This is a genomic window from Pararhodobacter sp. CCB-MM2, from assembly GCF_001691415.1.
Classification (GTDB): domain Bacteria; phylum Pseudomonadota; class Alphaproteobacteria; order Rhodobacterales; family Rhodobacteraceae; genus Pararhodobacter.
On sequence record NZ_LRRR01000024.1, the window covers coordinates 40127 to 63762 of the forward strand.

Consider the following 23636-nt stretch of genomic DNA (forward strand, 5'->3'; position numbering starts at 1 on the left):
TCGCGCCCGGCGACTCCGCAGCAGACCTTGCCGGGCGCGGGGAAAACTCGCAGTAAGGCAGCCAGACCGCGAGGACCCCGCCCCCATGCCGCTCTTCAAGCCCCGCCCGACAGCCACGCCCGCCCCCGTGCGGGTCGCCGGGCATTTCGGCGAGCTCATGCAGGGCCGTCTGGGGGCGACCGGGCCCTTGGCGTTGATCTCGCTGCCCTGCCCGGCTTTGTGGGTGCAGCTGGACGGGATGGACGCCGGCCTCTTGGGCCCACGCCGGGTAGAGGTGCTGTGCCGTCATCTGGGCCTGCCGGAGCCCAAACTCTTGCCCTCGATCGCCGCGACCATGCCGCCGGGTGGCGGCGCCGGCTCGTCGACCGCCGCACTTGTCGCCATCGCCCGCTGGCTGGGGTTCGACGGCACGCCCGCCGAGCTGGCCCGCGCCTGCGCCGCCGCCGAGGGGGCGAGTGACCCGCTGATGATGCCCGATGCCGAGCGCCTGCTCTTCGCCCCGCGTCAGGGTCGGGTGCTGGAGGACATGCCGGTGCTGCCGCCCTTCACCGTGGTCGGCGGCTTCTTCGGCGCCGGGCAGCGCACCGACCCCGAGGACGAGGCCTTCCCCGACATCGACGATCTGGTCGAGCAATGGCGGCTGGGGCCGGATCTGGCCGGCATGGCGCGGCTGGCCTCGGAAAGCGCGCGCCGCACGCTGGCAAAGCGAGGTCCGACCGGTGACCCGACTGCGGCCTTGGCAGAACAGCTGGAGGCCGAGGGCTGGATGATCGCCCATACCGGCAGCGCCCGCGGATTGATCTATCCGCGCGACAAGGTCCCGAGAGGGGTCGAGGAAGCCCTGCAAGCCGCGGGCTTCACAGGCGTGTTGCGCTTCGACGGGGGCGGATCATGAGCTTTGCTGCGGCGATGCTGATCGCCATGGGGATCGACGCGCTGATCGGCTGGCCCGATGCGTTGTACCGGCGGATCGGCCATCCGGTCACCTGGCTCGGGGCGTTGATCTCAGGGCTGGAGGGGCGGCTGAACCGTGGCGCCAATCGCCGCGCCAAGGGCGTCCTTGCCGCGCTGGTGGTGATCCTGACGGCGGGCGGCACGGCGGCGGCGATCACCGCGCTGCTGCCGGGGGGCTGGATCGGAATCGTGGTGACGGGCGTTCTGGCCTGGCCCCTGGTTGCCATCCGCTCGATGCATCAACATGTCGCCGCCGTGGCCGAGCCGCTGATCCGCGGCGATCTGGCCGGCGCGCGCTATGCCGTGTCGATGATCGTCGGGCGCGACCCGTCGCAGCTGGATCAGGCCGGGGTTGCCCGCGCGGCGGTCGAGAGCCTCGCCGAGAATACCTCGGACGGGATCGTCGCGCCCCTGTTCTGGGGTGTCGTTGCGGGCCTGCCCGGAATTGCCGCTTACAAGGCGATCAACACGCTGGATTCGATGATCGGCCATCGGAATGAGCGGTATGAGCAATTCGGCTGGGCCTCGGCCCGCATCGACGATCTGGTGAACCTCGCGCCCGCGCGGCTGACCGGGGTGCTGTTCGCGCTGGTCTCGGCACGGCCTATCGTCGCGCTGCGAACGATGATGCGGGATGCGGGTCAGCACCGTTCTCCCAACGCAGGCTGGCCCGAGGCGGCGATGGCCGGATCTTTGTGGATCCGTTTGTCGGGTCCGCGCGTTTACGGGGACAGGGTCGCGCAGGAGCCCTGGGTGAATGGCGGGGCCCCCGATCCGCAACCCCAGGACCTTGCGCGCGCTCTGGCCCTATATCGCCGGGCGATGGGGGTTCTGGGGGGAATCGTGGCAATCGTGGCGGTGTGCGGATGGTGAAGCGGGATCATGGCGGCAATCTGGATGCCGCGAAGGCCGAGTATGGCCCGATGACGGGCGGCTGGGTGGATCTCTCCACCGGCATCAACCGGCGGCCCTATCCGCTTCCGGCGCTCTCGTCCGAGGCCTTCACCGCCCTTCCCAGCGCCCACGCGCAGGAGGCGCTGATCGCCGCTGCCGCCCGCGCCTATGGCGTGAAACCCGCGCGTGTCTTGCCTTTGGCGGGCGCGCAGTCGGCGATCCAGCTTTACCCGCGTCTGCGCGAACCCGGCGACGCGCGGGTGATCCGCCCGACTTACAATGAACACGCCGCCTCGCTGATCGCGCAGGGCTGGACCTTGCAGAATGTCGAGGGGCTGCAGGCCCTGCACGGCGCGGATCTGGCCGTGGTGGTCAATCCCAACAATCCGGATGGCCGCAGCTGGTCGCCCGAGGCGATGCAGAACCTCGCCAAGCGGGTGGGCCTGCTGGTGGTGGATGAGAGCTTCGCCGATCCGCATCCTGAGCTGTCGGTCGCGGCCTCGGCCCCGGACAATGTGCTGGTGCTGCGCTCGTTCGGCAAGTTCTACGGGCTGGCCGGGCTGCGGCTGGGCTTCATCCTCGGCGCGCCCGAGATGCTGGCGCGCTTGCGGGAATGGGCGGGGCCGTGGTCGGTGAACGGCCCGGCGCTGGAGGTCGGCACCAAGGCCTTGACGGACAAGGACTGGCAGGCCAGCTCGACGGCGCGGTTGGGCGAGGACGCGGCGCGGCTCGATGCGATGGCCGAGCGCGCGGGCTGGATCTTGGTGGGCGGCACGGCCCTGTTCCGCAGCTATGCCACGCCCGATGCCGAAGCGACGCAGGTTCATCTGGCCAAACGCGGGATCTGGTCGCGCCGCTTCCCCTATTCGCAGACCTGGATCAGACTGGGCCTGCCGGACGGCGCGGAATGGTCGCGCGTCGAGCAGGCTTTGTCGGAATGGAGACCCGCATGACGGACAAGGTTGCGCTGATCGTCGCCGGAGGTTCGGGCATGGGGGCCGCCTGCGCGCGCAAGCTGGCGGCCGAGGGCTGGAAGGTTGCGGTCAACTCGGCCTCGGGCAAGGGCGAGGCGCTGGCGCGGGACTTGGGCGGGATCGGGGTGACCGGCTCCAATCAAGACGAGGGCGTGTTGCGCGCGCTGGTGGAGGGCGCGATGGCGGAATGGGGTCGCGTCGATGCGGTCGTCAATTCCTGCGGGCACGGTCCGAAGGGGCCGCTGCTGGAGTTGACGGATGACGATTGGTCGAAGGCGATGGAGGTCTTCCTGCGCCCGGTCATCCGCATGGCCCGGCTGGTAACGCCGATCTTCGAGGCGCAGGGCAAGGGCGCGATGGTGACGATCTCGACCGCCTGGGTCGGCGAGCCGAGCCTGATGTTCCCGACCTCGGGAGTGTTCCGGGCGGGGCTGCAGACCTTCACCAAGCTCTACGCCGATCAATATGCGGCCAAGGGGATCCGCGCGAACACGGTGCTGCCGGGCTGGATCGACAGCCTGCCGAAGACGGACGAGCGCGCGGCCTCGGTGCCGATGCAGCGCTATGGCACGGCCGAGGAGATTGCCGAGACGGTGGCGTTCCTTGTGTCCGACGCCGCGAGCTATATCACCGGGCAGGGCATCCGCGTCGATGGCGGACTGATGCGCGCGCTTTGAGGTCGCCGAAAGGTGGGGTGAAACCCCACCCTACGGGGCCGCGCGTGTAGGGTGGGGTTTCACCCCACCTTTTGCTCACACCTTCAACGCCTGCCGGTCGATCTTGCCGGTGCCGGTCTTCGGAAGGGCCTCCACGAACTCGACGATCCGCGGATATTTGAACGGCTGCAGCCGCGTCTTCACATGCGCCTGCAAGCTCGCCACATCCTGCGCCCGCCCTTCCCGCAAGACCACCACCGCCCGCAAGGCCATGCGCTTGTCCTCAAGCTCATGCGCCATCACCGCGCATTCATGCACATCGGAATGGTCGTTGAGACACCGCTCCACTTCCAGCGGCCAGACCCATTGGCCCGAGACCTTGATCAGCTCATCCGCCCGGCCCTGGAAGTAATAATAGCCGTCCCTCTCGATGAAGCGGTCGCCGGTATAGATCCAGTCCTCGCGCATCGTGTCGCGCGTCTTGTCGGGCCGGTTCCAGTAACACGGCGCGCTGGAATGCCCACGCACATGCATCACGCCTTCCTCGCCCGGCTGGGCGATCTTGCCATCCGGTGTGACCAACTTGATCTCATAGCCCGGCACCGCCGCCCCCGCCGCGCCGAGGCGGTGATCCGCGAGCCCGTTCGACAGATAGACATGCAGCAGTTCGGTCGAGCCCAGCCCTTCGGTCGGACCATGGCCGACCAGCGCCTTCCACGCTTCATAGATATCGGCGGACAGGATCTCAGCCGCCGACATGGACTGGCGGATGCTGGAGAGGTCGCGCTCCTTCACCCCCGGCGTCCGGGCCAAGGCGGTGTAGAGCGTCGGCAGGCCGAAGAAGACCGTGGGCTTGTAGGCCTCGATGCAATCCAGAACCGCCTCGGGCCGAGGCTGGCCGGGCATCAGCACCGTCGTCGCACCGACCGAGAAGGGGAAGGTGAAAGCATTGCCGAAGCCATAGGCGAAGAAGATCTTCGGAACCGAGAAGCAGACATCGTCAGACGTCAGCTTCAACACCTGCGCGCCGAAGGAAAGCTGCGAATAGGCCATGTCGTGGTGCAGGTGGACGATGCCCTTGGGCCGTCCGGTCGAGCCCGAGGAATACATCCAGAAGGCCATGTCATCGGGGCCGGTATCGGCGGCCTCCAGCGTGTCCGGTTGGCCCGCGGTGAAGTCATCCGCGCCGTTGACCAGCACCACGCGCTCTACCGCCGTGCCCGCCAGAACCTCGGCCGAGAAATGGCCGGACAGCGCGTTCTCGCACAGGGCCAGCCGCGCGCCGGTGTCCTGCAGGAAGAAGTTCAGCACATCGGCGGGCGTCTGGGTGTTCAGCAGCACTGGCACGAAGCCAGCCCGCACCGCGCCGAAGAAGGCGGCGGGATAGGCCGGGGTGTCGTCGAGGAAGAACGGAATCCGCTCACCGCGTTTCAGCCCGGCAGCCTTGAAGGCATTCCCCCAGCGGGCGGCCTCGGCAATGAGCGCGCGGTAGGTCAGCGTGCCGGCAGGGCCGGTGACGGCAGGCTTGTCGGGGTTGCGGGTCAGGTTGTCCCACAGGATCGAGGAACAGTTCGGATAGTCCGCCTTGTCGAAGCCCAGCAGCTTTGCCCCCGGCGTGTCCACACCCACCGGATCGACCGGCGCGGGCGGCGTGTGTTCGACCTCCCAGCGTGCCATGAACTCGGGCGCCATCGCGCGCAGGCGGTCCATGTCGACGCGGCCGGAACGGGTCAGATAGTCGAAGGCGAAATCGACCGGGGCGAGGTCCATCTTCTCGGCGAAGTGCTCGTACCATTGGGCCGAGGTATTGGCCGCCGTGACGATCTTCTTGGCGATCGGCATCCGCTCCTTCTGATAGCTCTCCAGCGCCTCGTTCAGGTCGTCATGGGTGCTGAGCGCCTTCACCAGTGCGATCGCGTCTTCCATGGCCAGACGGGTGCCCGAGCCGATCGAGAAATGCGCGGTATGTGCAGCGTCGCCGAGGATCACCGTGTTGCCGACCGCCCAGCGCTCGCACCACAGCTTGGGGAATTGCCGCCAGATCGAGTTGTTCTTGATCAGCGAGGCGCCCTCAAGGATCGGCGCGAAGACCTCCTGGCAGATCGCGGCGGTCTGGTTCTGATCCATCTGCGCGAAACCGTATTCGCGGAAGGTCGCGTCGTCGCATTCGACGATGAAGGTGCTGCGGTCCGGGGTGAAGCGGTAGTGATGCGCGTTGAAGGCGCCACGGTCGGTCTTCAGGAAGCTCTGCGTCAGCGTATCGAACGGCCGATCCGCGCCGAACCACGCGAAATGGTTGGTGAAATTGTCCCACTGCGGGGCGTACTCGGCCTCATGCGTGCGGCGCACCAGCGAGTTCAGACCATCCGCGCCGACGATCAGATCAGCGTCGAATTCATCGAGCGAGGTGACCTGATGGCCGAAGCGGATCTCGACGCCCAGTTCCAGCGCGCGGGCGGTGAGGATCTCGTTGAAATCCTGCCGGCCGACCGAGGCGAAGCCGACCCCGTCCAGCGTGACCTGCCCGCCCGGCAGGTTCAGCGTCATGTTGCGCCAGCGTTCCATGTCGGGGGTGATGGTGGCGTGGATCTCAGGGTCGTCGGCCTTCAGGAAATCGAGCGCCTGATCCGAGAACACGACGCCGAAGCCGAAGGTCGCGCCGCGCGGGTTCTGCTCGGTCACGCGCAGGCGCAGATGCGGCATCGCCTTGCGCAGCAGGATTGCCGTGTACAGGCCCGCAGGCCCACCGCCGAGAATCTCTACGGATGAAAGTGGCATGGTCTCCTCCCTCTGACCTCGACACCGGATGAGGGGGAAGGTACAGTGTTTTCCAATATACGCAATGATTTTTATGGAGCGGAAAAGTGAGCGTCACACACAGTCTGTCCTACCGGGTGACCTTCGGCGACTGCGACCCGGCGGGGATCGTGTTTTATCCCAATATCTACGGCTGGTTCGACCGTTGCTTCCACGACTGGCTGGCAGGCTTCGGCGGCCATGCGGCGATCTGCAAGGATCTGGGCGCGGTCGGTGCGGGGCTGATGTCCGCCAATGCTGATTTCCGCCGGCCGATGCGCCCCAATGACGATATTCGCCTGGCGATGACGATCCGCGACTGGGGCCGCAAGACGCTGACGCTGGATTACGAGGTCACGGTCGGCGAGACCGTCACCGCCACCGGGACCGAGGTGCGCGGGCTGTTCAAGCCGGGCGAAAAGGGTATCGTCGCGGGCGAGATGTCTGCGCTGCGGGAACGGGTCGGATTGGCATGAAATCGGAAGACGAGGCCAGCGGCGGCATCCAGTCGCTCGACGCCGCGCTGCGGCTGTTGGCAGCGATGGGCGAGCGGCACGAGGCGGTGAGCCTCAGCGATCTGGCCCGCGATTGCGCCATGCCGCCGTCGAAGGTGCACCGCTATCTGGCCTCGTTCCTGCATGCGGGGCTGGTGGTGCAGGCCGTGCGCTCGGGCAAATACGACCTCGGGCCGGGGGCGATCCGGCTGGGGCTGTCGGCGCTGGCGCGGCATGATTTCGTCAACGCGACGGCCGATGCGATGCCCGATCTGGTGGCGCAGACCGGGCTGACGGCGCTGCTGTCGGTCTGGGGCACGCAAGGCGCGACCGTGGTGCGCTGGGAGCGCGCGGCGGTACCGACGGTGACCTCGATGGGGCTGGGGACGGTGATGCCGCTCTTGCATTCGGCGACCGGGCGCGGGTTCCTCGCCTGGGCTCCGCAGGCGCCGCTGCAGGCGATCCTGACGGCCGAGCTGGCGCAGGCCACGGGCGATCTGCCAAGGGATGCCGAGGGCGTGGCCGCGTTGGTCGCGCCGATGCGGGCGGCGGGTTACGCTTGGGTGGACGGGCGGTTCATCCCGGGGCTGGTGGCCGTCGCCGCGCCGATCCTCGATTGGCAGGGCGAGGCGCAGGCGGTGGTGACGCTGATCGGCACCGACCCCGCGCTGGCCGAGGGCGAAGGGCCGGCGGTCAGGGCGTTGAAGGGTTTTGCGGCGGGGTTGAGTTTCGGTTGAACCGCCGTGCGGAGTGCCAGCGCCCGTCCGTCGGGTGGGCGCTGCACGCTTCGTGGTCTGCGCTCTATGGCGTCATGTCCGCCTGCCCTCGATCCCCGCGATGTGGCAAGCAAAGCGCCCATCCGAGGGGGCGGATGGGCGCTGGCCCGGCGGGCTTCGCCCTTTGCTCCGGGCCGAGGTCGCGTTGCGCCTTACAGCGCCATCTCGTCGATCAGCACCGCCAGCGCCGCGCCATGCATGTCGCGGTCATCGCGCGAGCCCTGCACCACCGGACGCGGGATCGACAGTTTGACGACCCTCAGGTCTTCAATGTCGAACCGCTTCACCAGCTGCAGCGGCGTGCCGGTCAGATCCGCCACACGCTGAGTTTCGAGTTTCCCCGAAACTTCGGCATAAGCCTCGGGCGTGCCGCAGAAGATGTCGATGGTGATCCAGAAGGGACCGGCGTTCTTCGACCGGACCTTCAGCACTTTCTCGCCAATCGTCGCCATCACTTCACCTCCGTGACCACAATTCGGAAGGCCGACATCGGGTCATCCAACTCCATGACATGGTTCAGCGCGAATTCGTAGAGCGCACCACGATTGGAGGTCGCGGGCGAATACGGGAAGGCGAAGGTCGGCAGTTCCTCGTCCTCGGTCAGCGGATAATGCAGGACCCAGGGGTTGATGAGCTTGCCGATTTCCGAGGCAATCGCCTGCGTCTGCGCGGTGACGATGCCGAGGACGCCCACCTCGACCGGCGCACCTGCGCGGTTCTCCAGCGCGCCCAGCGCGCCGTTGACGCCAATCATGCGGAATTCCAGCGTGTAATCCGGCGGGGTCAGACCCATGCGCTCGGTGATCTGGTCGGTCAGGAAGCCGTGCATCTTGTCGGCCCATTCCTGCGCGTGGGCGACGTAATGCGCCTGACGTAGCACGGCCATGATCGTGGTCTGGAAGCCGCCTTCCTTGGCGCCCTCGAGCTTCACGGTATAGGTCCCCTTGACCCATTCCGAGCCCTCGACCCGCACGCGGCGCTTGTCGAGCGCCGTGTAGCGCGCCCCACGCACGTCGAGATAGCCGCCCGGCTCATAGAGTTGGAACGGGTCCGAATTCTCGTAGAGCATATGCGCCGAGACGGAATGCGGGGTGCAGAGAGCGGTTTCGGCCATGGCTTCGACGGTGAAGCCCGTCTCGTCGAACTCGACAAGGATCACGCCCGAGGTCGGGTTCGTCGAACACAGAGCCCCGCATTCGGCGATCTTCGCGCCATGCCAGGCGCCGCCCACGGCCTCGCCGCGCGCGATGGGCAGGGCGGCGATGGTGGCGGTGTCGGTGACGCGACCGCAGAGGATCACATCGGCGCCGGTCTCGATGGCGGCCTGCACCTGCTCGATCCCGCCCAAAGCGACGATGTTGGTCATCGCCCGCAGGCCCTCGGCATCGACCTCGGGCGCGGGGGTCAGCGGGCGCACGCGCCCGGCCTCCAGCGCCTCGATCACCCGCTCGGCGGGCTGCTGGGTGTAGAGACGGGCGATCTTCAGGCTCTGGCCGAGCTCGGCCGCCAGTTCGACGGTGATGTCGTACATCCAGTCGACCGTGGCATCGGCCCCGCAGGTGCCCGAGGTGCCGATGACCAAGGGCACGCCGGCCTCGGCGCGGGCCTTCATCAGATGGCGCCACTCGGCCTTGGTCGCGGCGCGGGAATACTTGGATTCGCCCGCGCCCAAGGAGAAGGGGCCCGAATCCGTCGAGCCCCCGTCAATCGCGATGATGTCGGGCTTCATGGCCACACCGCGCGCGAGCGCGGTGCGGTCGAAGCCCAGTCCCAGAACGCCCGAAGGCACCAGAACGCGTGTCGTCATGTCAGTCCTCGATGGCGTCTTGAGGCGCCTCAGGGCGTTTCAGGAAGCGCCGCAGGAACATGGGCGCCAGGAAGCCGAGGATCGCCGCGATCCACAGGCCGATCGAAATGGGCGACGAGAAGAGGTACACCCAATCGCCGTTCGACAGAACCATCGCGCGCCGCAGGTTGTCCTCCATGGCATTGCCCAGAAGGATGCCCAGGATGATCGGCACGGTCGGGATGTCGAGCTTGCGGCAGACATAACCCAGCACCCCGAAGGCGACCATGAGCTGCATGTCGAAAGCCGAGCCGGTCAGCGAGTAGATGCCGACGAAAGCGACCATGGTGACGCCCGGCAGCAGCACATGCGACGGGACCGAGAGGACCTTCACGAAGACCTTCACCATCGGCACGTTCATCACCAAGAGCACGATGTTGGCAATGAGCAGCGAGGCGATCAGGCCCCAGACAACCTCGGGCCGTTCGGTGAACAGCGTCGGGCCGGGGGTGATGTTCAGGGTCAGCAGCAGCGCCAGCAGCACGGCGGTGGTGCCCGAGCCCGGCACGCCCAGCGTCAGCATCGGGATCAGCGCGCCACCGGCGGCGGCGTTGTTCCCGGCCTCAGGGGCGGCGACGCCACGGGGTTCACCCTTGCCGAAAGCTTTCTTGTCCTTGGCGACCGAAGCCTCGGCGACATAGGCGAGGAACGAGCCCAGCGAGGCGCCCGCGCCCGGCAGGATACCGGCGACGAAGCCGATGCCGGTGCCGCGCAGCATGGCGCCCGAGGTGCGCTTCAGCTCACGCCACGGCACGCGGACCTTGTCCAGCACGACGCCGATGGCCGAGTTCTTGCCGTGGCTTTCGATGAAGAAGAACACTTCCGACACGGCGAACAGGCCGACGATGGCGACGAGGAAGTCGATACCGTCCATCAGGTGCAGCTCACCAAAGGTGAAGCGCGGCATGCCGGTGGTCTTGTCCAGACCGATCATCGCGATGCCGAGGCCCATGACCGCCGCCAGCGCCGATTTGGCCTGGTTGTTCGAGCCGATGCCGCCAAGCGTGCAGAAGGCCAAAAGGTACAGCGCGAAATACTCGGCCGGGCCGAATTGATAGGCGACGCGCGACAGCAGCGGCGCCAGCAGCATCAGGCCGATAGTGGCGAGGAAAGCACCGACGAAAGAGGCCACGCCCGAGATCACCAGCGCGTCGCCCGCGCGGCCCTGCTTGGCCATCGGGTAGCCGTCAAGCGTGGTCATCATCGCGGGCTCGTCGCCGGGGATGTTCAGCAGGATCGAGCTGATCCGGCCGCCATACATCGCGCCGTAATAGACCGAGGTCAGCAGCACGAGGGCCGAGATCGCATCGAGCCCCATCGAGAAGGAGATGGGGATGAGGAGGGCGACGCCGTTCGACGGCCCGAGGCCCGGCAGCGCGCCGACGATGGTGCCGATGAAGCAGCCGATCACGGCCAGCATCAGCGTCCAGGGCGACAGGGCCACGCCGAAGCCCATCGCCAAGTTGGAAAGGATATCCATGGAATACTCCCGTGGGACGCCTCAAGCGGCCCGGAATGGGCGTCCGGTCAGAACCAGCCGCGCGGGAAACCTTGCAGGCCGAGGCCGAGGATCATCTTGAACAGCACGAACAGACCGACCGAGAGGCCGACGCCCGTTGCCGCCGCGGTGACGGGTTTCGGGTTGATCTGATAGCTGAGCACGCCGGCGGCGATGGCCGTCGGGATGATGAAGCCCAGGGGACGCACGGCGGTCGAGTAACCGATCAGCACCGCCAGCGCGATGGCCAGCTGCAGCAGCGTCGACAGGCCGGGCCAGTCGGCATTGGCATCGGGACGCAGCACCAGCACCACCGAGCACAGGATCACCGTCACGCCGATCAGATAGGGGAAGACGCGCGGCCCGACAGGGTCCGAGAGGAAGCTGGTCTGGATCTGGGTGGCGCTGAAGAGATACCCCAGCGCCACCAGGATCATGACCAGACCGAAGATCCGGTCAGCCTTGATCATTGAATGATACCAATCTGACGCGAGATCTCCTGGATCTCGGCGATGTTGTCATTGACCCACGACTGGAAGTCGTCACCGATCAGGGTGTAGGGCGCCAGACCGTTGTCGCGCATGACCTGCTGCCACTGCTCGCTGTCAGCGACCTGCTGCAGGCGATCGGCCCAGGCGTGGAACTGGTCGTCGGAAATGTCGTGCGGGACATAGAGGCCGCGCCAGTTCATCGCCACCAGATCGATGCCCTGCTCTTGGGCGGTCGGGATGTCGTAGCCTTCGATGCGCTCGGGCGCGAAGACGGCCAGCGCGCGCACTTCACCGGAGGCGATGAAGCCACCGATTTCCGAGATGTCGCCGGTCATCGCCTGGGTGAAGCCACCCACGGTCTGGGTGATCGCGTCGGCACCACCGTCGAGGCCGATATAGCGGATCGAGCGGGCATCTTCGAAGCCGGCGCGCGACATCAGCATCAGCACCTTCAGGTGGTCATAACCACCCACGGCCGAACCACCGGCGAAGGCCACCGACGAGGGGTCGGCCTGCACGGCAGCGACGAGGTCGCCCAGCGTCTGGTAGGGGCTGTCCGCCGCCACGACGATCACACCGGCGTCGCCGCCGATGGCACCGAGCCAACGCACCTGATCGGCGGTCATGCCGGCGAAGGCGTTCTGGGCCAGACGCGTGGTGGTGGCCGACGAGGCCGCGACGATCAGGTCGGCGTCATCGCCGCGATCGCTGACAACGGCGGTATAGGCCACGCCGCCACCGGCACCGGCCATGTTGGTGACCTGAACGGGGCTCTCGACAGCGCCGACTTCGTACAGGATGCGGCCGATCTGACGGCAGGTGAAGTCCCAGCCGCCGCCGGGGTTGGCGGGGGCGATGCACTCGGTCGCGAAGGCCGGGGCGCTCAGCGCCACCAGCGCGCCCAGCGACAGGGCGGGCAGGTTGAAGCGGGTCATGGTATTCCTCCCAGGTTTCATGGCAGACGGGAGGCAGCGTAGCCGCGTGTCCTCCCCCTTGCGCCGCGCAGCATTCGCTGGAAACCTTGCATGGACCTGTCACGGAATTGTCAGGACGCAAGAAAATGAGGCGCCATGCGATTCCTGCTGATCGAAGATAACGCAGACCTTGCACGCAGCATCCGTGAGAGGCTGGAAATGGACGGCCATGCGGTCGACCATGCGCCCTCGCTCGGCGATGCCGAGGATCATCTGGCCGTCGCGCGTTACGACTTGATCTTGCTGGATATTACCCTGCCCGATGGCGATGGCCGCACCTTCCTGCAACGCCACCGCGCGGCGCAGGCGGACACGCCGGTGATCGTTCTGACCGCGCGCTCGGCCGTGTCGGACCGGGTGGACACGCTGGACCTCGGGGCAGACGATTACCTGACGAAACCCTTCGATTTCGCCGAGCTCGAGGCCCGTTGCCGCGCCGTTCTGCGCCGTCGGGGCGGGGCCGCGACCACGTTGCGGCGCTATGCCGACCTGACCTTCGACCCCTTGGGCGGCTTCGTCACCGTCGCCGGAGAGAATCGTGATCTGCGCAACCGGGAGCTTCGGCTGCTGGAAGTCCTGCTGTCGGCACCGGGCCGGATCCTGTCGAAGGACCAGCTGAACGACCGGTTGTTCTCGCTGTCGGAGCCCGTCAGCGACAACGCGATCGAGGTCTATGTCGCGCGCCTGCGCAAGAAGCTGGAGGGCTCGTCCGCACGGATCGAGACGGTGCGCGGCCTCGGCTATCGCCTGACCGGTGGATGAGACGCCCGCTGCGCCTTCCCGCGACGCCGCGCCTGCCAAGTCTGCGCAAGCGGTTGATTGTGCAGCTGATCGCGCTGTCCGCCGGGCTGGCCGTGGTGCTGTATGTCGCCGTGCGGCTGGGGGCCGAGCGCGCGTCGGAAGCGACGCTGGACGGGCTTCTGGGTGCCGCCACCTCGACCATCGCCGAGGAGCTGCGCAGCGTCGAGGGCGGGGCCGAGCTGGACCTGTCGCCCGGCACCTTCTCCATGCTGGCGGCGATGGGCGAGGAGCGGATCTTCCACCGCATCGACATCAACGGCCTGCCGGTCACCGGCTATGACGACCTGCCCCGCCCGCCGCAGGAGCCGACCGCGCTGGAGCCCGTGTTCTACGATGCCGATTACCGCGATGCCGAGCTGCGGCTGGTGGCCGTCGCGCGCAGCCTGATGATCGAGAACCGTGCCGCCCCGGTGCTGGTGATCGTCGGCCAGACGCGGGACGGGCAGCGCGCGGTGGCACAGGCGCTCGCCAACCGCGCGGCGCTGATCGGGCTGATGGTGTTCCTGATCGCCATCCCCTTCAGCCTGCTGGTGGCCCGCGCCTTCCTGCGCCCGGTCGGTCGGCTGGCCGAGGCGGTGGGCCGGCGCGGCGGGCATGACCTGCGCCCGGTGCGCCACCCGGCCCCGGCCGAGCTGATGCCGCTGGTCGAGCAGCTGAATGCCTTCATCGCCCGGCTGCGCCAGACGCTTTCGCAGACCGAAACCTTCATCGCTGAGGCCGCGCATCACATCCGCACGCCCCTCGCCACCCTGCGCTCCGAGGCCGAGATGGCCCTGCGGCAGGCGGGCGACGAGCCCACCCGCGCCCGGCTGCGCGGCATGATCCGCGCGACCGAGGAAAGCGCGCGCTCGGCCAACCAGCTGTTGGACCATGCCACGGTGCTGTTCCGGGCCGAGCAGTTCACGCAGGAGCGCGTGGACATCGGGGCGATGATCGCGGCGCTGGCCGACCGCTTCCGCCCCACCGCCGATCTGAAGGATATGGAGATCCGCCTCGATCTGCCGTCCGAGAGGCTGGAAACCACCGGCGACGCGGTGCTGATCGAAGCGGCCGTGCGCAACCTGATCGACAACGCGGTGAAATACTCGCCCGAGGAATCCGAGGTGGCGATCACCCTGACCCGCGACGGCACCTTCGCCCGCCTGACCCTGCGCGACCATGGCCGGGGTCTGGGCGGCGAGACGCTCGCCACCCTTTCGCGGCGGTTCCGGCGAGGGCCGAATGTCGGCGGGGTGATCGGCTCGGGCCTCGGGCTGACGATCGTGCTGGAGACGGCGGCGGCGATGGGCGGCCGTCTGGAATTGACCGAACACGAGGAGGGCGGCACATGCGCCACGCTCTGGTTTCCCCTGTCATCCTGATCCTGACGCTGCTGTTGGGCACCCTGCCCGCGCTGGCCTTCGAGATCGAGGATCAGCACAGCTTCGGCCCGCCGGAGGCCACCAACCGGCTGTCGATCCTGTCGACCACCGACATCGCCTTCTTCGCCCCGCTGGCCGAGGCCTTTCTGGCCCGCAACCCGGATCTTGCCGTGCACTATGTGCAGGCCTCCAGCCAGTCGGTGCAGCAGGCCATCGGCACCGAGGAGGCCGCGTTCGATCTGGTGATCTCGACGGCGATGGATCTACAGATGAAGCTGGCCAATGACGGCTTCGCGCAGGGCCTGCCCGCCGATGTGGTGCAAAGCCTGCCGTCCTGGGCCCGCTGGCGCGACCGGCTGGTGTCGATCGCGCTGGAGCCGGTGGTGCTGTTGCTCGCCGATGCGGCGATCCCCGAGGGCCGCGAGCCCCCGCGTTCCCGCCGCGATCTGATCGCCCTGATGCGCGACCATCCCGACCTGTTCGAGGGGCGGATCGGCACCTATGACCCCCGAACCTCGGGCGCGGGCTATCTGTTTCTGACGCAGGACGCCCGGACCTCGGACACGATCTGGCGGTTGGCCGAGGTGATGGGTCGGCTGAACGCCCGGCTTTATTGCTGTTCCAGCCAGATGATCGAGGGGCTGATCTCGGGCGATCTGGTGATGGCGTATAATGTGCTGGGCAGCTACGCCTCGGCCAATCTGCCGCCCGATGCCGCGGTGCATGTGGTCACGTTGCAGGACTTCACCGTCACGCTGCAACGCACGGCGCTGGTGCCGGCCAATGCCCCGCGCGGCGATCTGGGCGCGTCTTTCCTGCGGTTCCTGCTGTCCGACCGGGGGCAGCAGATCCAGGCCGATGCCGTGGGCCAAGGCGTCATGCGGCCCGAGAGTTTCGTCAACCAGCCCTGGCTGCGGCCGATCCGGCTGGACCCGGGCCTGTTGTCGACGCTGGATTCCATGACACGGCGGCGCTTCCTGTCGGAATGGGCGGCGGCGATGGAGCAGCCGTGAGCGCCCGCCCCATGGACTTGTGCGCCTGAACCCCCATATCCGTGACAGATCCACCGGAGGACCACGATGCCCTATGAAAAGACCCCCGAGGCGCTGGCCCGCCTCACCCCTGAGCAATACCGCGTCACCCAGCAAAACGGCACGGAACGCCCCTATTCCAACGAGTTCGACGAGCATTTCGAACCCGGCCTTTATGTCGATATCGTCTCGGGCGAGCCGCTGTTCACCTCCGCCGCGAAGTATAACTCCGGCTGCGGCTGGCCGGCGTTCACCAAGCCCGTGGTCGACGCCAATGTCGTCGAGCTGCGCGACGTGACGCATGGCATGGTCCGCACCGAGGTCCGCTCGGCGCATGGCGACAGCCATCTGGGCCATGTCTTCCCGGACGGTCCGCGCGATCAGGGCGGGTTGCGCTATTGCATCAATTCGGCCTCGCTGCGGTTCATCCCCAAGGACGAGATGGCGGCCGAAGGCTATGGCGATTACCTCGATCAGGTCGAGGGCTGACGCAACCGAGGGTTGCCATCGCAATCCTGCGGGCCATGTTCATTGACACCGGGGCGGCGTTTTTCGATGCTGCCCCCCATCAACGCGCTTCCCGACGGGTGCCGTTAGCGCCACCCGCGAGCGAGGCGCGAAAAGGGAGGAGCCAATGAACACCCGTATGCTGGGCAGCGCCGCCGCGCTGGCCCTGATCGCCGGCGCATCGCATGCGCAGGACCTGCGTTTCCCCGTGGGCGAGGGCGATTTCAACTGGCAGAGTTACGAAGACTTCGCCGCCGCGCATGATTTCAGCGGCGAGACGCTGACCCTGACCGGCCCCTGGACCGGCGCCGATGCCGAGCTGGTCAATTCCATGCTGGCCTATTTCGCCGCCGCCACCGGCGCCGAGGTGCAATACAACGGCTCGGAGAGTTTCGAGCAGGATATCGTCATCGCCACGCAGGCGAATTCCGCCCCCAACATCGCCGTTTTCCCGCAACCCGGCCTCGCCGCCGACCTTGCCGCGCGCGGTGCGCTCACGCCCTTGGCCGAGGGGACCGGGGATTGGGTGCTGGAGAATTACGCCGCCGGACAAAGCTGGGTGGATCTGGGCACCTATGCCGGCCCCGAGGGGGACGAGGCGCTCTATGGGTTCTTCTACAAGATCGACCTGAAATCACTGGTCTGGTACTCGCCCGAGGCCTTCGAGGAAGCGGGCTATGACATCCCCGAGTCGATGGAGGACCTGCACGCCCTGACCGAACAGATCGTCGCTGATGGTGGCACGCCGTGGTGCATCGGGCTGGGCTCGGGCGCGGCGACGGGCTGGCCGGCGACCGACTGGGTCGAGGACCTTATGCTGCGCACCCAGACGCCCGAGGTCTATGACCAATGGGTCACCAACGAGATCCCCTTCGACGATCCCCGCATCGTCAACGCCATCGAGGAATTCGGCTGGTTCGCCCGCAACGAGGATTTCGTCAACGGCGGCACCTCGGCCGTGGCCTCGACGGACTTCCGCGACAGCCCGCAGGGGCTCTTCAGCTTCCCGCCGGAATGCTACATGCACCGGCAGGCCAGCTTCATTCCAACCTTCTTCCCCGACGATGCGGATGCGGATTTCTTCTACTTCCCGTCCTACGCCGAACAGGACCTCGGCAACCCGGTGCTGGGGGCGGGGACGCTGTTTGCCATCACCGCGGATTCGCCGGCGGCGCAGGGGCTGATCGCCTTCCTGCAGACCCCGTTGGCGCATGAGGTCTGGATGGCGCAATCGGGCTTCCTGACCCCCTATGGCGCGGTGAATACCGACCTGTTTGCCTCGGACACGCAGCGGCAGATGAACGAGATCCTGCTCAACGCGACGACCTTCCGCTTCGACGCCTCGGACCTGATGCCGGGCGAGATCGGCGCGGGGGCGTTCTGGACCGGCATGGTCGATTACGTCACCGGCGAGGACGCGCAAAGCGTGGCCGAGGGCATTCAGGCCCGCTGGGACGAGATCCGCTGATCCCTGACGGCGCGGCCCTGCCTGCCGGGGTCGCGCCGCTGTCACTGCACGCGGAGGGCCGATGTCACCGATCCTGCAAGGGCTGATCACCATCGTCGTGGGCGTCGGCGGATGCCTCGGGTATTTCTGGCTGTCCAACCTGCTGGTCGACCGGGTGATCTTTCCTGCGCGCGGCCCCCGCATCGCGCAGAATATCCGCCGGGCGAATGCCATCCGTCCGTGGCTGTTCCTGCTGCCGGCGATGCTGGCGCTGGGGCTGTACCTCGTCTACCCGGTGATCGGCTCCTTCATCCGCTCGCTCTACAACCGCTCGGGCACCGAGTTCATCGGGCTGGACAATTACAGCCGCCTCGCCCGGTCCGAGGATTTCCGCACGGCGTTCCTGAACAACTTCCTCTGGGTGCTGGTGGTGCCGGCGGCCTCGACCTTCCTCGGGCTGGTGGTGGCGCAGCTGACCGACCGGTTGCGCTGGGGCAGCGTGGCGAAATCGCTGATCTTCATGCCGATGGCGATCAGCTTCGTCGGGGCCTCGTTGATCTGGAAATTCGTCTACACCCAAGACCCGGACATCGGCCTGCTGAACGCGATCCGCGTGGGGTTAGGGGCCGCACCGCTGGACCCGCTGCAGCTGCCGTTCTGGAACAACTTCTTCCTGATGGTGATCCTGATCTGGATCCAGACCGGCTTTGCCATGGTCATCCTCTCGGCTGCCCTGCGCGGCATTCCCGAGGAGACGATCGAGGCCGCAATCCTCGACGGCGCGAACCCGTTTCAGGTCTTCTTCCGCATCAAGGTGCCGCAGATCATGGGCACCATCGTCGTGGTCTGGACGACGATCACCATCCTCGTGCTGAAGGTCTTCGACATCGTCTACACCATGACCGGCGGCAATTACGGGACCGAGATCCTGCCGTCCTACATGATGACCTTCATGTTCCGCGACGATGGCGTCGCGACGGCGGTGGCCTTCGTCATCATGCTGGTGGTGCTGCCGGTGATGGTCTGGAACATCCGCCAAGCCCACAAGGAGATGCGCTGATGAGCGGGATCGCTGGCCGTCGCTCGGGCCTGACATGGGCCGTCAACCTGACCGTGCTGGCGCTGGTGATCCTGTGGCTTGTGCCGACCGTGGGGCTGTTGATCTCCAGCTTCCGCGACAGAGACCAGATCGGCGAGACCGGCTGGTGGCTGGCCGCCCTGCCCGTCGAGCAAGCGTACCGCACCCGCGCCGAGGGCGAAGCCCGACAGGAGGGCGATCTTTGGGTGATTGAGGGCAGCCTGTTCGACACCGCCGAGGCGCAATCGGCCTTGGGCGAGGCCCGGCCCGGCATCGCGCGCTTCGGCACCTCGGCCCGTGAACCGGGCGCGCAGGATGCCGGCACCGAGGCCGCGCTGCGCGACGGTGGTACGTTGCGCGTCGAGCCCGATGGCCAGTACCGCGTGACCACGCCCGAGGAACCGGACGACCGGGGGCAACGGATCTACTTCGTCGCCGCCACCGCGCCGGCGCTGACGCTGGACAATTACCGCACCGTGCTGGGTGCGGCGGGCATGGGCCGGGCGTTCATGAACACGCTGACGGTGACCATTCCGGCGACGGTGATCCCCATCGTCATCGCCGCCTTCGCCGCCTTCGCGCTGGCGTGGATGCGGTTTCCGGGCCGCGGCCTGCTGATCGCCGCGGTGGTCGGGCTGCTGGTGGTGCCGCTGCAACTGGCCCTGGTTCCGCTTCTGAACCTGCATAACCGCATCGGAATCGGGCAAAGCTTCGTCGGTATCTGGCTGGCGCACACGGGTTTCGGCCTTCCGCTGGCCATCTACCTGTTGCGAAACTACATGGCAGGCCTGCCCCGCGATATCATCGAGAGCGCGCGGGTGGACGGCGCGAGCGATTTCCAGATCTTCCGCCGGATCGTCCTGCCGCTGTCGTTCCCGGCATTGGCCGCCTTTGGCATCTTCCAGTTCCTCTGGACCTGGAACGACCTTCTGGTCGCCAAGGTGTTCCTGCCCTCCTCGGGCGATGCGCAGGTGATGACGGTGAAGATCGCGGATGACCTTCTGGGCTCTCGCGGAGGGGATTGGGGCATTCTGGCCACCGCCGCCTTCGTGTCGATCGCCGTACCCCTCGTCGTGTTCTTCACGATGCAACGCTTTTTCGTCCGCGGCCTGTTGGCCGGGTCGGTGAAATAACGGATGTGACAGATGAACCTGATGCAAGACCTCAAGGATACCAGCACCCTGCCCGACGACCCCGATTGGTGGCGCGGCGCGGTGATCTACCAGATCTACCCGCGCAGCTATCAGGATTCGAACGGGGACGGCATCGGCGACCTCGCCGGGATCATCCACCGGCTGGAGCATATCGCCAGCCTCGGTGTGGATGCGATCTGGATCTCGCCCTTCTTCCGCTCGCCGATGCTGGATTTCGGCTATGACGTTTCGAATTATTGCGATGTCGATCCGATGTTCGGCAGCCTCGGCGATTTCGACGCGCTGATCGCCCGCGCGCATGAGCTGGGCATCCGGGTGCTGATCGACCTCGTGCTGAGCCACACCTCGAACCAGCATCCCTGGTTCCAGGAGAGCCAGAATTCCCGCGATAACCGCAAGGCCGACTGGTATGTCTGGGCCGATCCCAAGCCCGATGGCACGCCGCCCAACAATTGGCTGTCGATCTTCGGGGGCTCGGCTTGGGAATGGTCGGGCGACCGGATGCAATATTACCTGCACAACTTCCTGCGCGAGCAACCGGACCTGAACTTCCACAACGAGGAGGTGCAGGAGGCCCTGCTGGGCATCGTCCGCTTCTGGCTGGAGCGCGGGGTCGACGGCTTCCGTCTGGACACGATCAACTTCTATTTCCACGACGACGAGCTGCGCGACAATCCGGCGCTGGCCCCCGACCGCCGCAACGCGACCATCGCGCCCGAGGTCAATCCCTACAACTGGCAGGACCATCTCTATTCCAAGAACCAGCCCGAAAATCTGGACTTCCTGCGCCGTCTGCGGGCGTTGATGGATGAACACGGCTCGACCACGCTGGTGGGCGAGGTGGGCGACGCACAATACGGCTCGCAGATTCAAGCGGCCTATACCGAGGGCGATGACAAGGTGCACATGTGCTACGCCTTCGACCTTCTGTCGGGGCAGGAGCCGACTTCGGAATTCTTCGGCGGTGTCCTGCGCGCGCATGAGCGGAGTATCGGCGACGGCTGGGCTTGCTGGGCCTTCTCGAACCACGACGTGGTGCGGCATGCGACCCGCTGGAACCTGCCGGAGGACGCCCGCGCCGTCTACACCGCGATCCTTCTGTCGCTGCACGGCTCCGTCTGCCTGTATCAGGGCGAGGAGCTGGGCCTGACCGAGGCCTATGTCTCGTTCGAGGATTTGCAGGACCCCTACGGCATTCGCTTCTGGCCCAAGTTCAAGGGCCGGGACGGCTGTCGCACGCCGATGCCCTGGACCACCGATTATCCCTATGGCGGCTTCACCCATGGCAAGCCCTGGCTTCCGGTCGCCGCCGAGCATCTGTCGCGCTCGGTCGCCGCGCAGGAGGGGGACGAGGGCAGCCTTCTGGCCTTCTACCGCCGGATGGTCGCCTATCGCAAAAGTCGGCCAGTGCTGGCGAAGGGCACGATGCGGGTGATCCATGATGCCGACGGGCTGCTGTGCTTCGAACGCGTTCTGGACGGCCAGCGGCTGCTCTGCGCCTTCAACTTGACGGACCAGCCGCGCGCCGTGCCGCTGATCGACGGGGCCTGGACGGCCGATCCCGATGCGCCCTTCGATACGGTGCCGGGCGAGGACCTGCCGCCGTTCTCGGCGCTGTATGCGACGGCGGGCTGACAGCAGATCCGGGGGGAGACGATGGCGACATTGAAGCTGAGCGGGGTCGAGAAGACCTATGGCGGGCCGGGCGGGGTGCAGGTCCTGCGCGATATCGACCTCGACATCGCCAAGGGCGAGCTGATCGTCTTCGTCGGCCCCTCGGGCTGCGGGAAATCGACGCTTCTACGGATGATCGCGGGGCTTGAGGAGATCACCGGCGGCACGCTGGAGATCGACGGGCTCACGGTCAATGACATCCCGCCTTCGCAGCGCGGGATCGCCATGGTGTTCCAAAGCTACGCGCTCTACCCGCATATGAGCGTCTACGACAACATGGCCTTCGCCCTGCAGATCGCCGGGCGCCCGAAGGCCGAGATCGACACCGCCGTGCGCGCCGCCGCCGACAAGCTGCAGCTGACCAACCTGCTGGACCGTTTGCCCAAGGCGCTGTCCGGCGGGCAAAGGCAGCGGGTGGCGATCGGGCGGGCCATCGTGCGCGACCCGAAGGTCTATCTCTTCGACGAGCCGCTCTCGAATCTCGACGCCGCCCTGCGTGTGGCCACCCGGATCGAGATCGCCGCGCTGAAGGAGGCGATGCCCGAGTCGACGATGATCTACGTCACGCATGATCAGGTCGAAGCGATGACGCTGGCCTCGCGGATCGTGGTGCTGGCGGGGGGCTCCATCGCGCAGGTCGGCGCACCGTTGGAGCTGTATCAGGAGCCCAATTCCACCTTCGTCGCGCGTTTCATCGGCTCGCCCGCGATGAACCTGTTCAAGGGCGTGGTGACCGAGACGGGCGCGCGCACCATGCTGCGGCTGGCGGATGGCGCGGGCGAGATCTGGTCGGAGTACCCCTCCCGCCCCGAGGATCAGGGCGCCGAGGTGGAGGTCGGTATTCGCCCCGAGGATCTGATGGAAACCGACGCCGCCGATCACGCCTTCGCCGGGACGGTCAGCATCACCGAGGCTTTGGGTGAATTCACGCTCCTTTACATGGAGACGAGCGACGGCGCGCCGGTGACCTGCAAGCTGCCGGGCATCCACCCGAACAAGCGCGGCGCGCGGGTGCAACTGGGGGCCGAGGCGTCCAAGGTGCATGTGTTCCGGGACGGGATCTCGCTGAAATACCGCGACCGGGAAGTGTTCCTGCCCGACGTGCAGCCGCATTAGGCCGCGCGCCGGGCAGAGGGATCAGACCTCGACGGTCACCTTGCCCATCGGGTTCGAGCAGCAGGCGAGGATGTAGCCGTCCTCGATATCCTCGTCGGTGATGCCGCCGTTATGGACCATGTGCACCTCGCCCGAGAGCTTCTTCACCTTGCAGGTGCCGCAAAGGCCGAAGGTACAGCCCGAGGGGATGTTGAGCCCCGCGCCCTTGGCCACGGCCAGCACGGTGTCGGTCTGGGTACAGCGCGCGGAGACGCCGCTGGCGGCGAAGGTAACCTCGGCGCCGGTATCCTCGTCGGGGATGACGTCGTCCAGCACGGGGGCCTCGGCCTCGGTCTTGACCCCTTCGCCGCCGAAGCTTTCCTGATGATAGCGGTCCATGTCATAGCCCAGCGCGATCAGCATCTCGCGCACGGCCTGCATGAAGGGCTCAGGCCCGCAGCAGAAGACTTCACGCTCCAGATAATCCGGCGCCATCAGGCCCAGCATGATCTGGTTGAGCCGCCCCTGATAGCCGTACCAGGCGCGCAGCGGATCGGGTTCCTCGACCACGAAGCGCAGCTCCAGCCCCGGCATCCGCTTGACGAAATTCTCCAACCGTTCGCGGAAGATGATGTCCGAGGGACGGCGCGCGGCATGGACGAAGGTGATGTCCGCCGCACCGAAATCCCACGCCCAGGTGGTCATCGACATCATCGGCGTGATGCCCGAGCCTGCCGAGATGAACAGGTACTTGTCGGCCTTGTGGCGCTGCGAGGTGAAGATCCCCGCCGGGCCATAGGCCTTCAGTTTCATCCCCGGCTTCAGGTGATCGAGCATCCAGCGGGTGCCGATCGATTCCGTCTGCGCCTTCACCGTGACCGAGATCGACAGGGGCCGCGAGGGGCTGGACGAGATCGTATAGGTGCGCTGCACATTGCCGCCCGGCACGTTCTTCGGATCGACCGGCAGGTCGAGCGTCACGAATTGGCCCGGCTGGTAGTCGAACCACGCGCCCGACGGTGCGCGGAAGGCGAAGGTGTAGGTGTCGGACGTCTCGACGACGACCGCCGTGCATTCCAGAAGCTCGGCATCATCCCACGGCGTGGCGGTCCAGTTTCCGCTTTTCGGCTTCATG

Annotated in this window: 22 protein-coding genes; 15 read left to right on the top strand and 7 right to left on the bottom strand. The window is 66.9% G+C overall.

The annotated features are described in order from the left end of the window. Positions 1-85: 85 nt before the first annotated feature. Genes BCY78_RS18395 through BCY78_RS18410 form a run of 4 tightly spaced genes read left to right on the top strand, consistent with a single transcriptional unit; the run spans position 86 to position 3499 of the window. Entirely contained in the window at positions 86-895 is an 810-nt protein-coding gene (locus BCY78_RS18395; RefSeq protein ID WP_068304794.1) for a hypothetical protein, read from the top strand. Further along, positions 892-1827: an adenosylcobinamide-phosphate synthase CbiB gene (gene cbiB / locus BCY78_RS18400; RefSeq protein WP_068304795.1), complete on the top strand. Its 936-nt coding sequence runs from the start codon at positions 892-894 to the stop codon at positions 1825-1827. Before BCY78_RS18395 ends, cbiB begins: the two co-directional genes overlap by 4 nt. Continuing rightward, positions 1821-2801, top strand: coding sequence for a threonine-phosphate decarboxylase CobD (cobD, locus tag BCY78_RS18405; protein WP_068304797.1), 981 nt, complete (start codon positions 1821-1823; stop codon positions 2799-2801). The genes cbiB and cobD overlap by 7 nt, the downstream gene beginning before the upstream one ends. After that, on the top strand, positions 2798-3499 hold the full coding sequence (locus BCY78_RS18410; RefSeq protein WP_068304799.1) for an SDR family oxidoreductase: 702 nt from the start codon (positions 2798-2800) through the stop codon (positions 3497-3499). Before cobD ends, BCY78_RS18410 begins: the two co-directional genes overlap by 4 nt. A 75-nt stretch (positions 3500-3574) precedes the next feature. On the opposite strand, the gene BCY78_RS26265 is transcribed toward BCY78_RS18410, so the two are convergent. Then, positions 3575-6256, bottom strand: coding sequence for a benzoate-CoA ligase family protein (locus tag BCY78_RS26265; protein ID WP_068304801.1), 2682 nt, complete (start codon positions 6254-6256; stop codon positions 3575-3577). 86 nt (positions 6257-6342) lie between these two features. On the opposite strand from BCY78_RS26265, the gene BCY78_RS18420 reads away from it, so the two are divergent. After that, a complete protein-coding gene (locus BCY78_RS18420) occupies positions 6343-6750 on the top strand; it encodes an acyl-CoA thioesterase (protein ID WP_068304802.1) in 408 nt (135 codons plus the stop codon). Then, positions 6747-7505: an IclR family transcriptional regulator gene (locus BCY78_RS18425; protein ID WP_068304805.1), complete on the top strand. Its 759-nt coding sequence runs from the start codon at positions 6747-6749 to the stop codon at positions 7503-7505. The genes BCY78_RS18420 and BCY78_RS18425 overlap by 4 nt, the downstream gene beginning before the upstream one ends. Before the next feature lie 191 nt (positions 7506-7696). Here BCY78_RS18425 and BCY78_RS18430 read toward each other — a convergent pair whose 3' ends face one another. Genes BCY78_RS18430 through BCY78_RS18450 form a run of 5 tightly spaced genes read right to left on the bottom strand, consistent with a single transcriptional unit; the run spans position 7697 to position 12314 of the window. Next, positions 7697-7996 carry a DUF4387 family protein gene (locus BCY78_RS18430; protein WP_068304806.1) on the bottom strand — a complete coding sequence of 100 codons (300 nt, stop codon included), beginning with the start codon at positions 7994-7996 and terminating at the stop codon, positions 7697-7699. Continuing rightward, entirely contained in the window at positions 7996-9351 is a 1356-nt protein-coding gene (locus BCY78_RS18435) for an acyclic terpene utilization AtuA family protein (RefSeq protein WP_068304809.1), read from the bottom strand. The genes BCY78_RS18430 and BCY78_RS18435 overlap by 1 nt, the downstream gene beginning before the upstream one ends. 1 nt (position 9352) lies before the next feature. Then, a complete protein-coding gene (locus tag BCY78_RS18440) occupies positions 9353-10870 on the bottom strand; it encodes a tripartite tricarboxylate transporter permease (RefSeq protein WP_068304811.1) in 1518 nt (505 codons plus the stop codon). Between the two features lie 47 nt (positions 10871-10917). Then, positions 10918-11358 carry a tripartite tricarboxylate transporter TctB family protein gene (locus BCY78_RS18445; protein WP_068304812.1) on the bottom strand — a complete coding sequence of 147 codons (441 nt, stop codon included), beginning with the start codon at positions 11356-11358 and terminating at the stop codon, positions 10918-10920. Further along, complete coding sequence (locus BCY78_RS18450) at positions 11355-12314, bottom strand: tripartite tricarboxylate transporter substrate binding protein (protein ID WP_068304814.1); 960 nt, start codon at positions 12312-12314, stop codon at positions 11355-11357. The genes BCY78_RS18445 and BCY78_RS18450 overlap by 4 nt, the downstream gene beginning before the upstream one ends. A 135-nt stretch (positions 12315-12449) precedes the next feature. Here BCY78_RS18450 and BCY78_RS18455 point away from each other — a divergent pair, with 135 nt between their 5' ends. The 9 genes from BCY78_RS18455 to BCY78_RS18495 all read left to right on the top strand — a co-directional run bounded on the left by BCY78_RS18455 (position 12450) and on the right by BCY78_RS18495 (position 22522). Then, positions 12450-13115, top strand: coding sequence for a response regulator transcription factor (locus BCY78_RS18455; RefSeq protein WP_068304815.1), 666 nt, complete (start codon positions 12450-12452; stop codon positions 13113-13115). Continuing rightward, positions 13112-14515, top strand: coding sequence for a sensor histidine kinase (locus BCY78_RS18460; RefSeq protein ID WP_068304816.1), 1404 nt, complete (start codon positions 13112-13114; stop codon positions 14513-14515). Before BCY78_RS18455 ends, BCY78_RS18460 begins: the two co-directional genes overlap by 4 nt. Then, the gene (locus BCY78_RS18465; protein WP_068304818.1) at positions 14482-15528 is read left to right on the top strand and encodes an ABC transporter substrate-binding protein; all 1047 of its coding nucleotides are present in this window, start codon (positions 14482-14484) and stop codon (positions 15526-15528) included. Before BCY78_RS18460 ends, BCY78_RS18465 begins: the two co-directional genes overlap by 34 nt. Before the next feature lie 66 nt (positions 15529-15594). Beyond that, positions 15595-16035, top strand: a complete 441-nt coding sequence (gene msrB, locus BCY78_RS18470) for a peptide-methionine (R)-S-oxide reductase MsrB (RefSeq protein ID WP_068304819.1) — start codon at positions 15595-15597, stop codon at positions 16033-16035. Positions 16036-16180: 145 nt separating this feature from the next. Then, positions 16181-17521, top strand: a complete 1341-nt coding sequence (locus BCY78_RS18475; RefSeq protein ID WP_068304822.1) for an ABC transporter substrate-binding protein — start codon at positions 16181-16183, stop codon at positions 17519-17521. Between the two features lie 61 nt (positions 17522-17582). After that, positions 17583-18560, top strand: coding sequence for a carbohydrate ABC transporter permease (locus tag BCY78_RS18480; protein WP_068304823.1), 978 nt, complete (start codon positions 17583-17585; stop codon positions 18558-18560). Beyond that, positions 18560-19711 carry a carbohydrate ABC transporter permease gene (locus BCY78_RS18485; RefSeq protein ID WP_068304825.1) on the top strand — a complete coding sequence of 384 codons (1152 nt, stop codon included), beginning with the start codon at positions 18560-18562 and terminating at the stop codon, positions 19709-19711. The genes BCY78_RS18480 and BCY78_RS18485 overlap by 1 nt, the downstream gene beginning before the upstream one ends. Before the next feature lie 12 nt (positions 19712-19723). Beyond that, a complete protein-coding gene (locus BCY78_RS18490) occupies positions 19724-21367 on the top strand; it encodes an alpha-amylase family glycosyl hydrolase (RefSeq protein ID WP_068304827.1) in 1644 nt (547 codons plus the stop codon). 21 nt (positions 21368-21388) lie between these two features. Further along, a complete protein-coding gene (locus BCY78_RS18495) occupies positions 21389-22522 on the top strand; it encodes an ABC transporter ATP-binding protein (RefSeq protein ID WP_068304829.1) in 1134 nt (377 codons plus the stop codon). Positions 22523-22543: 21 nt separating this feature from the next. Here BCY78_RS18495 and BCY78_RS18500 read toward each other — a convergent pair whose 3' ends face one another. Next, entirely contained in the window at positions 22544-23635 is a 1092-nt protein-coding gene (locus tag BCY78_RS18500) for a hybrid-cluster NAD(P)-dependent oxidoreductase (RefSeq protein WP_068304831.1), read from the bottom strand. Position 23636 lies beyond the last annotated feature (1 nt).